At 45.9% G+C, this 15,995-nt stretch carries 14 protein-coding genes; 6 read left to right on the plus strand and 8 right to left on the minus strand.

The window, feature by feature from the left end:
* Position 1: 1 nt before the first annotated feature.
* Positions 2 to 2,152 (minus strand): S9 family peptidase, encoded by a 2,151-nt coding sequence (locus BUR42_RS07265; RefSeq protein ID WP_143197367.1) that lies wholly within the window; start codon positions 2,150 to 2,152, stop codon positions 2 to 4.
* Between the two features lie 240 nt (positions 2,153 to 2,392).
* On the opposite strand from BUR42_RS07265, the gene BUR42_RS07270 reads away from it, so the two are divergent.
* Both BUR42_RS07270 and BUR42_RS07275 read left to right on the plus strand, forming a co-directional pair.
* Positions 2,393 to 2,683, plus strand: a complete 291-nt coding sequence (locus BUR42_RS07270; protein WP_143197368.1) for a hypothetical protein — start codon at positions 2,393 to 2,395, stop codon at positions 2,681 to 2,683.
* Between the two features lie 117 nt (positions 2,684 to 2,800).
* Positions 2,801 to 3,343 (plus strand): hypothetical protein, encoded by a 543-nt coding sequence (locus tag BUR42_RS07275; protein ID WP_074238593.1) that lies wholly within the window; start codon positions 2,801 to 2,803, stop codon positions 3,341 to 3,343.
* Between the two features lie 85 nt (positions 3,344 to 3,428).
* Here the strand turns inward: BUR42_RS07275 and BUR42_RS07280 are convergent, their stop codons facing one another.
* The 3 genes from BUR42_RS07280 to BUR42_RS07290 are packed head-to-tail and all read right to left on the minus strand — an operon-like array spanning position 3,429 to position 5,698.
* The gene (locus tag BUR42_RS07280) at positions 3,429 to 4,172 is read right to left on the minus strand and encodes a Bax inhibitor-1/YccA family protein (RefSeq protein WP_074238594.1); all 744 of its coding nucleotides are present in this window, start codon (positions 4,170 to 4,172) and stop codon (positions 3,429 to 3,431) included.
* A 41-nt stretch (positions 4,173 to 4,213) separates the two neighbouring features.
* A complete protein-coding gene (locus tag BUR42_RS07285; protein ID WP_074238595.1) occupies positions 4,214 to 4,759 on the minus strand; it encodes a hypothetical protein in 546 nt (181 codons plus the stop codon).
* Positions 4,760 to 4,792: 33 nt separating this feature from the next.
* Positions 4,793 to 5,698 (minus strand): mechanosensitive ion channel family protein, encoded by a 906-nt coding sequence (locus tag BUR42_RS07290; protein ID WP_074238596.1) that lies wholly within the window; start codon positions 5,696 to 5,698, stop codon positions 4,793 to 4,795.
* A 68-nt stretch (positions 5,699 to 5,766) separates the two neighbouring features.
* On the opposite strand from BUR42_RS07290, the gene BUR42_RS07295 reads away from it, so the two are divergent.
* The 3 genes from BUR42_RS07295 to BUR42_RS07310 all read left to right on the plus strand — a co-directional run bounded on the left by BUR42_RS07295 (position 5,767) and on the right by BUR42_RS07310 (position 10,574).
* Entirely contained in the window at positions 5,767 to 7,944 is a 2,178-nt protein-coding gene (locus BUR42_RS07295; protein WP_074238597.1) for a glycosyl hydrolase family 95 catalytic domain-containing protein, read from the plus strand.
* A 374-nt stretch (positions 7,945 to 8,318) separates the two neighbouring features.
* Positions 8,319 to 9,449 (plus strand): acyltransferase family protein, encoded by a 1,131-nt coding sequence (locus BUR42_RS07305; protein WP_074238599.1) that lies wholly within the window; start codon positions 8,319 to 8,321, stop codon positions 9,447 to 9,449.
* A 300-nt stretch (positions 9,450 to 9,749) separates the two neighbouring features.
* Positions 9,750 to 10,574, plus strand: a complete 825-nt coding sequence (locus BUR42_RS07310; protein WP_074238600.1) for an alpha/beta hydrolase — start codon at positions 9,750 to 9,752, stop codon at positions 10,572 to 10,574.
* 58 nt (positions 10,575 to 10,632) lie between these two features.
* Here BUR42_RS07310 and BUR42_RS07315 read toward each other — a convergent pair whose 3' ends face one another.
* On the minus strand, positions 10,633 to 11,319 hold the full coding sequence (locus BUR42_RS07315; protein WP_074238601.1) for a 2OG-Fe(II) oxygenase: 687 nt from the start codon (positions 11,317 to 11,319) through the stop codon (positions 10,633 to 10,635).
* Between the two features lie 84 nt (positions 11,320 to 11,403).
* Between BUR42_RS07315 and BUR42_RS07320 the strand changes: the two genes are divergently transcribed.
* Positions 11,404 to 13,704, plus strand: a complete 2,301-nt coding sequence (locus tag BUR42_RS07320; RefSeq protein WP_074238602.1) for a mechanosensitive ion channel family protein — start codon at positions 11,404 to 11,406, stop codon at positions 13,702 to 13,704.
* Here BUR42_RS07320 and BUR42_RS07325 read toward each other — a convergent pair whose 3' ends face one another.
* The 3 genes from BUR42_RS07325 to xseA are packed head-to-tail and all read right to left on the minus strand — an operon-like array spanning position 13,705 to position 15,992.
* Entirely contained in the window at positions 13,705 to 14,415 is a 711-nt protein-coding gene (locus BUR42_RS07325) for a polysaccharide deacetylase family protein (RefSeq protein WP_074238603.1), read from the minus strand.
* A gap of 13 nt (positions 14,416 to 14,428) precedes the next feature.
* Positions 14,429 to 14,635 carry an exodeoxyribonuclease VII small subunit gene (gene xseB, locus BUR42_RS07330; protein ID WP_074238604.1) on the minus strand — a complete coding sequence of 69 codons (207 nt, stop codon included), beginning with the start codon at positions 14,633 to 14,635 and terminating at the stop codon, positions 14,429 to 14,431.
* Positions 14,613 to 15,992, minus strand: a complete 1,380-nt coding sequence (gene xseA, locus BUR42_RS07335) for an exodeoxyribonuclease VII large subunit (protein WP_074238605.1) — start codon at positions 15,990 to 15,992, stop codon at positions 14,613 to 14,615. Before xseA ends, xseB begins: the two co-directional genes overlap by 23 nt.
* Between the last annotated feature and the right edge of the window lie 3 nt (positions 15,993 to 15,995).

Genomic DNA, 15,995 nt, shown 5'->3' on the forward strand with positions numbered 1-15,995 from the left:
ACTATTTTGCCCCCGGTTTACAATGTTCCTGCAGGAACTGCGTGTACAACGCAGACAAATGTTCATAAGTTCCCGCACCTTCAGAAATACCATGCGTTCTGTTAGGATAAGGCATGAACTGGAAGAGCTTTTTATATTTGATCAATTCATTCACCAGCATTTCAGCATTCTGATAATGAACATTATCATCACCCGTACCGTGAATATAGAGTAATTGTCCTTTTAAGTTCTTTGCATACGTGATCGGTGAACCTTTCACAAAGTCTTCCAGGTTCTCAGAAGGTAAACCCATGAACCGCTCCTGGTAAATGTTATCATAGGTGAGTTGATTGGCAACAGCAGCCACGGCAATCCCTGTTTTATAGATCTCAGGATATTGGAAGAGCAGGTTCAGCGTCATGGAACCACCACCACTCCAACCCCATACTGCTATGCGGTCTGCATCCACAAAAGGCCATTTCAATATTTCTTTGGCGCCCATTGCCTGGTCCCTTGCATTCAGCACACCTACTTTGCGGTAAATGCTTTTACGCCATGTACGCCCTTTCGGGGCCGGCGTTCCACGGTTATCCAGTGAAATATAGATGTAGCCATCTTCATTCATATTACCTGCATACAGGAAATTCTGTGCGTTGCCAAAACCATCCTGCACAGTGCAGGAAGCTGGTTCTCCGTATACATAAAATACTACCGGGTATTTTTTAGCAGGATCAAAGTTGGAAGGTTTAGTGATCCAGCCATCCATCGTTACACCATCTTCAGTAGTTACTTTAAAGAACTCCACGTTGCCCTTTCTTGCAGCAGCGGCCCCAAAGTCTTTGCCACTGAGGCTTTTATGGTCCGGCAAACTGATACGTTCACTTTGTGGTGTGAATTGATGGTTCTCAAAACTATGAATAGCAAATAAAGCATTGGAAGAGATCTTGTACTTGTGAATGCCCGCCTGGTTGGCAGGTGTAACACGTTCAGCTTTGCCACCGCTTAATGGAATGCGGTAGAGATATTGCTGGGTGGCATTTTCAGGAGAAGCAATGAAATACACCAGGTTGTTCTTTTCATCGATCTTATTGATATTGATCACATCATAATCGCCGGGTGTAAGTAACTGTTCCTGTTTACCATCTGCTGAAATACGATAGAGATGACGCCAGCCATCCTTTTCACTCACCCACACAAAAGCTTTCCCATCCTGGATCCAATCCCATCCCGTGATATCACCATCATCCCAGGCAGATTTCACATCTAACCATGCATCGTCTGTTTCAGTATATACGGTTTGTGCTTTACCACTTACGGGGTCCAGCACCATCAGTTTGGAAGTATTCTGTTTGCGGTTCAGCTGCTGGATCATGAGGCTGTTCTTACCGGGCAGCCATTCCATACGGGGAATATAATGTTGCTGTGCATCGCCGGGCACCTGCATCCAGGTGGTTTTCTTTGTAGCCAGGTCCACCACGCCCACTTTACAGGCAGAGGGGCTCACACCGGCTTTGGGATATTCTACCGGAATGGTATAAGAATAGATCGAATCTGTATTCCGGATCATCAGGAAGTCCCTGATCCTGGTGGCATCTATCTGCCAGTAGGCAATACTGCGGCTGTCCGGGCTCCATCTGAAACCATCGCGGCAGCCAAATTCTTCCTCATAAGCCCAGTCGAAAGTACCATTGATCAACCGGCGGGTACCATCTTTGGTAAGCTGCACTATTTTGCCGGAGGCCAGGTCTTCCATATAAAGGTTATGGTCACTCACGTAGGCGGCCTTTTTACCGTCAGGAGAAAGTTTGGTGAACATGAGGGTTGCTTCCGGCAGGGATTTACCCATTTTTTTTAACTGGCTGGTTTTCAGGTCGTACAACCAGTAATCCCCACGGGTATTGTAACGCCATACACGGCGGGTATTGCTGAAGATCAATATTTTCTGTTCATCCGGGCTGAAAGTAAAGCTTTGAATTGCTCCTGCTGCACTCAGTGCTTTGGCGGGCACTTTTTCACTCCTTTGATTGTCCTTTACCTGGTAGGCTATAATGGCCCCGTTTTCTTCAGTATAAAAGGCATTTCCATCGGCGGACCATGTGATGTCCTGAGATAGAACCGGGAGGGCAATGCATACGCAAAGGCAAAGCAGTAGCAGATTTCGGATTAGTTGCATAATGTCAGGCTGAGTTTATAGCGCATAAAAATAAGGGAATAATGCCCAATCCCCGGCAGGGAAAATGTTGAATGGTAACCAGGGGGTAACAAAATGGCCCAAAGTTTGATTTGTTAATAGGAAATAAGCCACAATAGCGCATTTCCACGAATCAGCAGAAAATATTGATAGTATAGCCATTTGTTAACTAAAAGATTTATCCATAATAATTTTTGACAATTTAAAATATTTGTTATTTTTATGGCATCGATCCTAATGAAAACCAAAGAAACCTGTATGGTACAAGTATCCTATTCTTACAAAAACCGGGAATTCGTTCAATTAGAAGATTCTATCATGAATCAAATTGCAGAAAGTGGTAAGCGTATGCTTTTCGCCCTTCTGGAACCTATTCACGACCATTTAATGAACGAAAATGGTAAAATCCGTATTTGCTTAGACGAACACCCGAACATTGAGCTGGAAGGCTTCAGTGCTCCTGTGAAACACAAAATTGAATGCACCCTTCGTGGTGAGGAAGATTTTAATTAAGCCTTTTTAACCGATTACACTTCGTTAATACACTACCTACTGAATATGCGGTGCATCCCCATGGTGTGCACCGCTTTTTTATTATGCCATAGCTTAAGGCAACAACCGGAAACAGACATGGTGAAGACGACCAGGACGATCAAAATCTCAGGCAGTAAAACGCTTATTGGCAAAGTGCTGCGTATTATCTATCTCCTTTTAGCAATTTTATTCCTTATCGTTGGCCTCTCAGAAGGCTTTATCATGATCACCATTATTGGTTTAGCAGGGGTTTTGGGGATTACAGGTGTATGGCTGATCAGGAAAATGACGGTCGTTACACTGGATGATGCGGGCATTCATTACAAAAGCCCTTTCTGGAACCTCAGTTTTGCCTGGGAAGATGTAAAGACCACCGGGGTGTATTACATTAAAAACGGGGAGGTATACAGGGAATACCCGGAAGATGCAGATCTGCTCAACCTGAACGGCTGGCCACGCAATATCTTCGTTTCCACCCGTTCCACTTATTACCCACGCCGGCACGACAGGCTTACTTCCCGCGCCGGTATCCATTTTCGCTGGAACAGGGAGGCCTGGGATGTGATCACCCGGCATGTGAGTAAACAGGCACTGAACGCTTATTATCTGCACTGGGAACCGCAATATGATCATCATTAGGAGAGCTGATCAAGCCTAGATTAAAACATAAAAAAAGCCATCCCGATACGCCGGGATGGCTTTTTAACTTCTGTACAGAAAGTAATTACTTATTACTGCTCAGCTTAGACAGCAAACGGAGTATTTCCAGGTACAGCCAAACCAGCGTAACCAGCAGGGCAAAAGATGCATACCATTCAAAATACTTCGGCGCACCCTGTGCAACACCATTTTCGATCATATCAAAATCGATGATCAGCATCAGCGCAGCTACTGCGGTTACCACAATAGAGAAACCAATACCCAGCATACTGCCTTCGTGCAGGAATGGAATATCAATATTAAACATGCGCAGTACAAATGCGATCAGGTAGAATATTGCAATACCGGCTACTGCCGTGAACATAATTGATTTGAAACGCTCCGTAGCACGGATGATCCTGGCACGGTATAAAATGAGCATCGCAATGAAAACGCCGATCGTTAAACCTACGGCTTGTAAAACAATGCCATCATACAGGCTGCCGTAAACAGCAGATATTGCACCAAGGAATAAACCTTCTGCAATAGCATATGCAGGAGCCAGGTAACCGGCCCACTCCTTTTTAAAAGAAATGATCAATGCAATCACTAAACCGCCAATTGCACCGCCCCAAACGAAGGGCATAATGTTAAACCCGCTGGCGAATTTGCCCCAGGAAAAAACAGCTGCAGCTAATACCAAAGCCAGCAAAAATCCCATCTTAGCAATCGTGCCGTTAAGGGTCATCGCTTCACCATATGCTGTCTGTGAAGCTTCCTGGAAAGTCTTTTCTTTCAGTACAGGGTTGTTTGATTCAAGTAGTGCCATAGTTCACACAATTTAATTCATGTAAATATACAAAATTTTTCTCAGTCGTCTTTACCGCCTTTCTCTCCTGCAAACCAATGCTCTTTTTCCCGAAATAAAACGTTAAAAGTTGTGAGTGAGCCATAGCAGCGGGTAATATATTGTTGCAGGTTTACTTTATCCTCATCGCCAAGCAGTTTATGCCCATTGATCTGTTGCTCCAATACCCGCAGCCGGTCCCGGATCATCACAATTTTATGAAAGAATACTTCCACCGGAACTTCTTTCGGTTTCAGGGAACTGTCCTTCGGTTGAAGTACCATAGTACCGCCCGTCCACCTGTCTCCCAAAGGAACTATTTCGGAAAAGCCACCCCAGAGGCGGAGGATCTTTAAAAGAGAGGTTTCCACCTCTGAAACTGTTTCCACTTCTACCGTCTTGTTCTCTGTATACAATACTTCAAACAGGGGATCTGTTTTATCTACTTCCAGGATGCCTTTGTTGATAAAGGTGATCACATACTGTGCGTATTTCACGCCAATGATCACACCCGGTCCGTGATGCGCATGCTGCACACGGGAGCCGATACCTGCTGTGAGTTCTTCCATGCTTTTTTATTTATTATAGCAACAATATACAGATCAATCTGCATTTTCCTGCTCGTTTATTTCACGGCCGGAGAATGAAAGGATGGTATTGATCAGCATCCTGCGCATCTTACGCTCCGTTTCCTTATCAGGGCGCGGGATGAGGAACTGCACCTTGTAATGCACCAGGTCTTTTTTGATCTCCAGGATCTTCAGTGAAAAACTGTTCTCCGTTATATTACTGGCGTATGGGCGTAAAGAGGCCTTCAGCTCTCTTTCCAGCATATCCGGAGACGACTGGTATTTAAGGTCCAGCTCAAATTCTATGGTTAGCTTCTTGATGTTCTGCTTGCTCTGGTTCAGTACCATAGAGGAAAAGATCACGGAATTCGGGATCAGTACAATATCATCATCATCGTTCTGCAATACCACATTGATCAATGTGATGTCCAGCACTTTTCCTTTGTACTCCCCCACCCTGATCTGATCTCCCAGGGAAAGCTGATCGGAGAACATGATAATTAAACCATTGATCATATTTGCCACATACTCTTTGGTTAAAAGAGCAAAGGCGGCCGCGGCGATGCTAAGACTAAAGAAAGTTTCTTTCAGGTTCAGCCCCGTGAAATTCATCAGGGCCACAAGGAAAACAACGGTATTGAGCACAGAGGAAATGCGGTTCAGCCCCAATACAAAGTTATCCCTTGTAAGGCGCTGCAGGCGGTTCTTCCGGAGATACCAGGAGATCAGCACGATCCATCCGATGGAGATAAGGATATTTGCACCCAGGAACAGGGACAGCGCATTAGCCATCCTGCCCAGCCAGTTGTATTTTTCGAAATAGGTATGCTGGGTCAGATTAACATACAGCACTCCGAAATACACTACCAGTTTGACTATAAAAATAAGGATCTCATTCCTGAACTTCTTCTTGTTATAAGTAGCCTGATCTGTTACCATGATATTTGCAAATTTAAGGAATATAAGATTGTATATTGTAAGTGCTACTCTTAAAAATTGTATAACGAATGATGAAGTACCTGTTTACTTTTCTCGTAGCGGCAGCTTATACCCTGCCGCTGACGGCACAGCTAAAGCCCTCTCATAATTTATCTTTCCCCATGCTGGCCAAACGCTGGGACGAAGCCATACCACTGGGTAACGGCATAGTAGGCGCATTGGTTTGGGAAAAGAACGGCCGCCTCCGTTTTTCACTGGACCGGGTAGATCTCTGGGACGAAAGAGAAGCCCTCCACCTGAACAAATACTCCTTCAAATGGGTAGAACAACAGGTATTAAAGAAACAGTACGACACGGTACAACGTGCCATGGACGTGCCTTACGAAGCATCTGCCTACCCTACTAAATTACCGGGAGCTGCCATTGAATTTGATATCAGTTCATTTGGCGGCGTACAATCCAATGTACTGGACCTTGCCACGGCAATCAATACTGTGAAATTCAGGAACGGCACAACGCTGACCACGCAGGTATATGCAACAGCACCCATCGGAGGGTTTATATTCAGCAACATCACTGATAAGCAATGGGAGCCGCAACTACTGATACCCAATTACAATACCGGCGCAAGTGGCACTACCGCCAATAGTGTGGATGGGTTTGGCCTGGAGAAGCTGGGCTATGAAAAAGGAACGGTCACCAAAACGCCCGGCCGGATCATCTATCATCAACCCATCAGTGAAGGGAAATATTATGAAGTAATGGTATGGTGGGAACATCTCCCCGGCAACAAAGTAACCGGTAACTGGGCCATCTCCAACAATAAACCGGCCATTGATATGCTAAAGAACAAAACTGCCACATGGGGTTCACATACTGCCTGGTGGGCCCGTTACTGGGAAAGTTCTGCTATCAGTATTCCGGATACCCTGCTTGAAAAACAATACTACCGCGAAATGTATAAACTGGGGTCAGTAGCACAAACAGGCGCACCCGCTATTTCACTCCAGGCAGTATGGACGGCAGACAATGGCAACCTCCCTCCCTGGAAAGGCGATTTTCACAACGACCTCAACACCCAGTTAAGTTACTGGCCTGCCTACACGGGTAATCACCTGAAAGAAGCTGCCACCTTTACTGACTGGCTATGGAAAACCCGTACTGCCAATCGTAAAATGACGCAACAATACTTTGCAGTGGAAGGATTAAATGTTCCCGGTGTGGAAACCATCAGTGGTTATCCCATGGGTGGCTGGATCCAATATTCCCTGTCTCCCACTGTAGGGGCCTGGGTTTCGCAGCATTTTTACTGGCAATGGAAATATTCTATGGATGCGCAGTTGCTGAAAGAGAAAGTATATCCCTATCTCCATGAAACGGCTACCTTCTTAGAAAATATCACCCGCCTGGAAAACGGGAAACGTAAGCTCCCCATCAGTTCCAGCCCGGAGTATCACGATAACAGCATCAAAGCATGGTATCTCAACTGGACGAATTATGATCTCTCCCTGGCGCATTTCCTTTTCACAGCAGCAGCGGAAGTAAGTGCTGCAGCGGGTAAAACGGAAGAAGCCAAACACTGGAAAAGTATAGGCGTACAACTGCCGGCACTGGATGCCAATGAAACCGGTTTAACGGTAGCGCCTGGTGAAAACCTTGGTTCTTCCCATCGCCATTTCTCTCCTTATATGTCCATATATCCATTAGCGTTATTAGAGGATAAAACAGTGATCAAAAACAGCTTACGCCATATTGAAAAACTGGGCTCCCGCGCCTGGGTAGGTTATTCCTTCACATGGCTGGCCTGTATCTATGCAAGGGCTAATGAAGCAGACAGTGCTGTAAAACAATTACAGATCTTCGCATCCAACTTCTGTTCCCCGAATAGTTTCCACCTGAATGGCGATCAGAAAGGTGGCCAGTATTCCGGTTTCACCTACCGCCCCTTTACACTGGAAGGCAATTTTGCTTTTGCACAGGGCATACATGAATTGCTGCTGCGCACCAGGAATGGCGTAATAGAAATATTCCCTGCTGTACCTGATAGCTGGAAGAACGTCAGCTTTACTTCCCTTAGGGCTGAAGGCGCTTTCCTCGTAGATGCAGAAAAGAAGAATGGCGAAATAGTCAAAGTAAAGATCCGTTCAGAAAAGAAAAACACCCTGAAGCTCAGGCTCCCCGGTGGTGCTGTTTCTGAATATAAAATGGCGGCAGGCCAGGTGAAAGAGTTTGATTTTAAGAAATAGATCAGTTAGCCAGCTTTTATATCAATATGCAGCCGCCGTTGTGTCACTCACTTCGGCGGTTTGTTCTTTATGGGCCTTTGTTTCAGCGGTTGAATGCAATTATTCCCAGCGGGGTGTTTGATAACCAGCTTTATTATAGGCGGTCTATAAATATCAATTGCCTTATTTAGCAAACCATTTGTGCCTGTTGTACCTGTAGCCACATGCAACCATTCCCCCCAAGCGGCGTCTTTAATATAAAATACCAGCAGCTTATGCCTTATCCCTGCTGTAGTATCAGGGCTTGCCATGAGTATCTGTTATAAATGCCTATGCCATGCGTTCACTTCGCAGTAAGGCCATGGCCTTGTAAAAATCTTTTTTAAATCCCGGACATGACAAGAAACTGGTGGATAGACCATTTGCGCGCCTTCATTACAGTTCTGGTGGTAGCCCATCACGCCACCCTTTCCTATACTACTTTCGCATGGTTCAATAAAGACGCATATATTACCTCTACCCACCCGGTAGTAGATACCACCAGGTGGAAAGGCCTGGATCTCTTCGTCAACTTTAACGATATTTTCTTCATGTCCCTGATGTTCCTGATCAGCGGCATATTTGTAATGAGCAGCCTGCAGCGCAGATCTGTCGGCACTTTTATCCGGGACAGGTTTTACCGTTTATTTATCCCTTTTATTACCGGTGTTACCGTTCTCATGCTCTTAGCATACTATCCTGCTTATTTCCTTGCCCACGGGCAGCATGATATCAAAGGCTATATCGTTGATTACTTTACAGTGGAAGCATGGCCTGTTGGCCCGCCATGGTTTATCTGGGTATTATTCCTGTTCAACCTGGTCTTTGCATTATGTTATCCTTTCATCAAAAATGGATTACATGTACCAAAGCTGTTCTTAAGCTGGTATATCATCACCTGGCTCCTCTATGTACCGTTGGCCGTAGCCGTAAATCCAGAGGCATGGACAGGCATCGGGCCATTTGATTTTCAGATCAGCAGAATGCCCCTGTATTTCGGGTATTTTATGTTAGGTGTATTGATCGGCGCAAAGGGCTTGAACAATGGTCCTTTTGCAAGTGGTGCTGCCTTTGTAAGAAAATGGCCGTTCTGGCTATTCTGCAGCCTCGCTGTGTTTGTATTTTTGAAACTAAGCGAAGCACCCTTGCTGGGTATGGTAGACCGCCTTGAATTGAGCCTGTTACAGGCTACGATCATCTACAGGTCTATATGGGTACTCTCTTGTATGATGAGCTGCATTGCATGCCTTACCACCTTCAAAAGCCTGTTCCACCAGGCAAATAGTTGGTGGAAGTCGCTTTCTGCAAACGCTTACGGCATTTACCTGGTGCATTATATTTTTGTGGTCTGGTGCCAGTACCTGCTGCTGGAATTTCATCTGCCTGCATTGGTGAAAGCCCTGATCACATTTGTAGTAGCGGTTGTTGTAAGCTGGTGGGTAACAGCACTGGCCAGGAAAAATAACCTCATCAAAAAGTATTTATAAAAGCACTCATTTGCAATTCGAATAATAAAAACTGCTAGAGAAAATGAAAATCCCCGGACATCTGCCCGGGGATCGTTGTTATTTTTCAGATCTATCTACAACAATCTGCCGGGGAGTGTTGCTAATTCAGATCTATCTACAACAACCTATCCCCGGGGATGATCGTTGTTACTTCAGATAATGTTTTATAGTCGGATATTTTTGCGGTAACGAAGCCTGCATTTTTTCTCCAAATAAGCCTTGTATGTCCACAACAAAACGTAGTTTTAACTGTTTACTCAGAAACAAAAGCAAGGTCCTATGGTAACCGATTTCTCCTGGCAATTTTCCGGCTCACACTTCCATGGCATCACCTGGGAACCCGAACGGTTCAGCCATGTAATGATCATGATCCACGGCATTGGCGAACATGTTGGCCGTTACGGCCATGTAGCTGATTTTTTCCAGCAGGAAGGCTACCTCGTTACCGGTATCGACCATTTTGGTCATGGAGGAAGTGATGGCAAACGTGGGGCCGCAAAAAAACTGGAAGAGATCTTCGATTACCTGGAAGGTTTCATTCAGTACGTACAGGAAGCGTATCAGCTGCCCATTGTACTATATGGGCATAGTATGGGAGGCGGCATCCTTACCGGATTACTACTACACCGTCAACCGGATGTGCTGGCTGCTATTATATCCGGCCCGGCATACATCGTGGGCAGTAAACCAAATGCATTCCTGAGAGGCGTATTGAAAGTGGGTGCTACCTTATTTCCGCAGGTACGTGTAACCCCGGGGCTGGATATCCACCAGATCTCCCATGATCAGAAAGAGGTGGAAAAATTCCAGCAGGACCCGCTCCGGCACGATAAAGCCAGCCTCCGCCTGATGGACATACTCGTATCCAATGGCGCCTGGTGCCTGGAACATGCAGATCGTTTAACCGTGCCTTCCCTTTTGATCCATGGAAATGCAGATACTTTCACCAGCGTGGAAGGCTCCCGGCTGTTTGCAGAACGGGCTCCCAAAAAGCTGCTGACCTATAAGGAATGGGATGGCTATTATCATGAATTACATAATGAGCCGGGGAAAATAGAAGTACTGCAGTTTATTGCAGGCTGGCTGAGCCATTTTGCATCATGAGCAGCGGTTACCGTGATCATTTGCACCATGCATTGAAGTGCTTCAGCGGCTGCCACCATCATTTTGCATCATGAAAAATGATCCCTAAAGCATAACGGCTGCCATTCCTCACTTCGCTCACTCCGTGTTTCATATTCGCCCTGTAATAACCCGTCGTGCTTTTCACCGGCCTGAAGTTAGTGGTGAAGATCACCACATCCCCCTTCCCGGGCCTTAAAACAATCGCTTTAGATTGCGCCCGGGGCCTTTGCTCTATCAGCACAAATTCACCGCCTGTATAGTCTTCAGACAAACAGACCACCAGCTGAAAAGGAAAGAAGAACTCACCATACAGGTCCTGGTGCAAGGTATTATGCCCTCCCCTGCCATACTGCAGGATCAGTACCGTTGGCTGCGTTTGCTGATGTTCCCTGCAAACAGCCTGTAATGCTTTGAATTCTGCAGGATAGGCAGTGGGGATCTTCAACACCCGCATCCAGTCGTTCGCAATCGGCGCAAGCTGAGGATACACCTGTTCACGGAGCTGTTGGATCAGCGGCGGTAACGGATAAGCGAAGTACTTATATTCTCCCTGCCCAAAACGGTAACGTTCCATGGAGATCGTTTTCCTGTAGTATTCAGGTTCATTGTATGCTTTTACAAGGCCATCGCATTCTTTAGCAGTAAGCACATCCTTCACTACAGCATACCCCTGTGCATGCATGGCTTCTGTTACAGCCTGCCAGTTGATGTTTTCCAGTTTCATACCTGCAAATTAGAACAGGCGGCAGCCATGCCCTACCCGAAACTTGCTATTAATTCCTTAAATTGTAGTTAAAACCTGGAAAGAATGCTCCGGATCATCCTGTTACTCCTGTTATACACCTCGCCTGCAATAGCGCAGCAGAAGGCTGATTCAAGCATCATCAATACGCCATCTTCCTGGATCCAGCGGGATATCAGTTTCATGAACAAACTGGAACTCTCCAGTGAATATGAAGTGGACACTATTGCATTGCAGAAAGAGATCTCCCGGCTGGCTATCACCCTTACCCTCATGGAGCGCGATTTCTACACCCAGGTACATGCATTGAACCTTCGCACCATCTATGATATAAAAATGGAAGTAGGTGCCATCACCCGCAAAGTGAGGAAATGGCAGCAACGCATGCGCAGGTGGAACGATGAAATGGCAGGAAAAACATTACAAATAGAAAAGATCACCAGCGAAATAAAATACTTTACAGAACATGGCGACTCCCTCTTAAAAGAAACCTATGCAAGAGAAATAGCCTACCTCCAATGGCGGCACAACAGGGCTATCGGTAATGCATCGCGCATCCTCAAACTTTATACAACCGTAGAAGACAGCCTGAATATCTTCAGCGGCAGAGCTTATGATCTCTATGACGATGCAGATGAAATACTCACCCGCAGGGAAATGTACCTTCTGCACCGCGACCTTCCTCCCATCTGGAAAGCCACGCAGGAAGATTATGCCGCCTCCTTCACCACCACCGTTAAAACCACCTTCCTGCAAACACTGGAAAATCTCCGGTTCTATGCAGAAAGTTCCCTGAGCCGTATTGTACTGTTCAGGATCCTGATCTTCCTGCTTTGCCTTGTTCCGCTGCGGATGTTTAAAAAGAAAAAGGAGAAAGACGATCGTTTAATGTTCCTCAGCAAATACCCCTCTCTTTCTTCTACCATCATGGGTATGGTGCTGGCCCCCTTTATTTTCATTGATGCACCATATGCTTTCCTGGAACTGATCTTCATCAGCTTAACCGCACTCGTAGGATACCTTACCTGGAAGGAACATCCTTATCTCAATAAAAAAGCTTTCTTTATACTGATCGTCTCCTTCCTGCTGCTGATGTTGCTGAACTTCTTTGTAACCGCCACCCTGGTAGGAAGGATCATTTTCAGTTTATCAGTTTTGCTGCTGCTGCCGCTATGGGTGTTCTACAAAGAGATCCCGGGGTATCCCATCAAACGAAAAAAAGCCATGCAGGCCTTTATCGTTATCATAGGCTTACACATTGCCCTTGGCGCCGGTTTAACCATCACCGGAAATTACACCCTGGGCAAATCCCTGATCCTCGTAGCATTCGATACTGTGATCCTTAGTATGATGTTCTACATCGCAGTGCATTCTTTACTGGATTATATCCTTATCCTCGTTGATCTCTTTAACGACCGGAGTGAACATATCCGCATCAATGGTCAGCTGGTATACGATCACCTTCGCCCGCTGTTCATTTTTATTTCTGTAGTGCTGATCCTGATCGGCTACCTCATCAATACCAATCTCTATGAAATAGTGATGACGGAGTTCAGGGACTTCTTCACAGAACCCCGCTTTATCGGGGACGGGCAATTCACTTTCGGCAGTATTGCCATCTTCCTGGGCAGTGTGTTCCTCGCTTTCTATATTGCCGGTATCCTGCGGAACATGGTGGGTGCGCGGGAAGACAGCAAGGAGCATCGTAAAAGTAATATCGGGAGTTACCTGCTGCTGGGGCGTTTTCTGCTTATCTGTGGCGGTTTCTTTGTAGGCGTTGTAGCATCGGGGGTTTCTCTCTCCAACTTCACCATTGTACTTGGTGCTGTGGGCGTAGGCATTGGCTTTGGCTTGCAGAACATTGCCAGCAACCTTTTGTCCGGGATCATTATCGTATTTGAAAAACCTTTTGTGGTGGGAGACAGACTGGAGATATCCAATGAACTGGGCAGGGTGAAGGAAATAGGTTTACGTGCCACGCGCCTCGCTATCATAGACGGGTCAGAGGTATTGATCCCTAATGGTAAATTGCTCGCCAACGATCTCAAGAACTGGACGCTTACCAACAACCTCCGCAGGCTGGAATTACAGATACCTACAGACCAGGATGTGAATCATGCACAGGTGATAGGATTGATACAACAGGCTTTTTCCGAAATACCCGAGATCATTAAAACCTCTCCTAACTATGCGGTTGTATCCGGTGTGGTGGAAGATATGCTGGTGTTCACACTGCATTTCTGGGTGGAAGATTCTGAGAACAGGATTATTGTGAAAGGGAAAGTACTGGGCAGGATCCATGAGTTGTTTAAGGAGCATCATATCTCTTATCCAAGGAGGGACGTATGGATCAATCCGGAGCAGTGATCATTTGCGCGGATAAAACCGCACATGCTCAAAAACATAATTCTCATGCTTCCGCAAATTATCAATCAGCTGATGTAATTCACTTTCTTCCCATTTCTTCTGGAACATTTCATCGTGCAACAAAACCACCAGGTGATCGCCTGTAGCCAGGCGGGTTTCAATCTCCCTGGTCATCTGGTCTACAGTCTGGATAGGGGTAGCATCTGCATCTTTATGCTGCCATTCCAGGTCCCAGCCTATCAGGGAGAAGCCATTAGCGGCCAATAGATCCGCGGCGGCTTTACCACTGGGGCCATCGTCCTTAACACGGGAACCTATGCGCCAGATATTCCTGCCCGGCAGCCTTACGATCTTAAAGTGGAGATGCAGGGCCTGTTCATTCTTTTGGATATCTGCCAATACGTTCTGTGCATTGCTGTAGAATTCCTTGTATTTATTATGCGCGTGCGTGAAGCTATGGTTATAGGATTCTATAAAAGGGTTCTGTTCATACATGTTGTAATACCCCATGAACTTCCTGCTTTCTTCCACATGTTCACCCACCAGGAATACACTGATCTTTAAGCGTTCCGCAAGCACCACACTGTCGATGTTCTCACTTCCTTTTAAAGGGCCGTCATCAAAAGTGAGGTAGATATATTTGATGGGGAGCTTGCTGTTGAAAGAAGAGAAAAGCAGCAGGCAGGTAATGGCAAAGAGGGTTATTTTCATGATAGTATAGATTTTATTTTTGCCCGTTCTCCATATTCGCGATGATCTTATTCACCTCCTTTTCCGTAGCCCGCAGTTTCGCCTGGCAATACGTGATCAGTTCTGATGCCCGTTTCACCTTTTCCGCCAGTACATCCACCGTTACGGATTCTGTTTCTATCTCCCTTGAGATCTGCGCCAGTTCATTATAGGCATCCTCATATGTTAAAGTCTTTTCCATTGTACTTTGTTTTTTGTTTTACGGTAGAAGTGATCTGCGTATCCATCAGGATGATCTCTACATCCTGCCCCACTTTCAGATCATCCGGATCACTGGTGATCTTTTTGTTTGTTTTTAAGATAGCGAATCCTTTCTTCAGGATATTATCCGGTGCCATCATCTTTATCAGGGAGGTATAATGCCCCAGGTACCCTAACTGGTTCTTCAGGTAAAGTGTTTTGAATGTTTTGATATTGCTCACAATATGCTGAATATCGCTCAGCCTGTTATATAAAATAATCCTGGGCGAAGAGATCACCTGCGCCGAAATATTGTTAAGTGTATTCTGGTGATTGAACAGGATGGTTTTAGCCGCTACAATAGTATTCTGCTGAATGGCAGAGAGGTTCTGGAAATGGAATGAAAAGATCTGCTGGGACCGGATGATAATATTCTGTTGAAAAGACAACAGCCCATCCTCAAACTCCCTGTTATGCGCCAGGATAAACTCCGCAGCCTTGGTAGGTGTTTTGGTTGGCGTATGCGCCATCAGGTCGGCAATGGTTTCATTCTTCTGATGCCCGATCCCGGTAATAACGGGAATGGGGAACCTGGCAATTGCACGGCCGATGTCGTAATTATCAAAGATCAGGAAATCCGTTTGCGCTCCTCCGCCCCTGATGATCACTACTGCATCGTAAGCGATCTTAGTGTTGAACACTTCCAGCAGCTTATCAAAGAACTGGCGGGCATTATTTTCTCCCTGTACCACGGTAAAATAATAATCCAGCGAGAACTGGTAGCGATAAGGATTGTTCAGCAGTGTATGGGCAAAATCCTCGTTCCCCGCAGAGGTGCGGGAAGAGATCACGGCTATCTTCTGAATAACCACAGGCAGCGGCAGCTGGTTGTTCCGGGTGATGTAACGATCGCCTGAACGCTGAATGAAAGGCTGGTTTTCCAGTACCAGTTTTTCCAATGTAGCCTGGCGCTGCTGCTCCAGCATGCCCAGTGTAAAATTGGGGTCTACATCCAGTACATTCACCTGTAAGCCATACACCGGGTGATATTGTACCGCCACATGCAGCAATACATTGATGTTATTGGTGAAGCGCTGCCCGGTGATCCGTTCAAAATGAGTAATACTATCAGAACCGGTGCCCCAAGCTTTCCCTGAGATCCGGGCGATGATATTGCTGGAGTTCGGATCTTTCTCCACGAGCTCAAAATTGTGGTAGTTCTTTTGTGCCCGGTAGGTATGATTCGTGATATCCGCAATCACCCAGAAGGTGGCTGCACTAAAGGCATCATTAATGACCGTGTTGATCCTGCCATTCAGTTCTGATAGTCTGATATGATTTGTTAAGGGCGATTGCATTCC

This window comes from Chitinophaga niabensis, from assembly GCF_900129465.1.
Classification (GTDB): domain Bacteria; phylum Bacteroidota; class Bacteroidia; order Chitinophagales; family Chitinophagaceae; genus Chitinophaga; species Chitinophaga niabensis.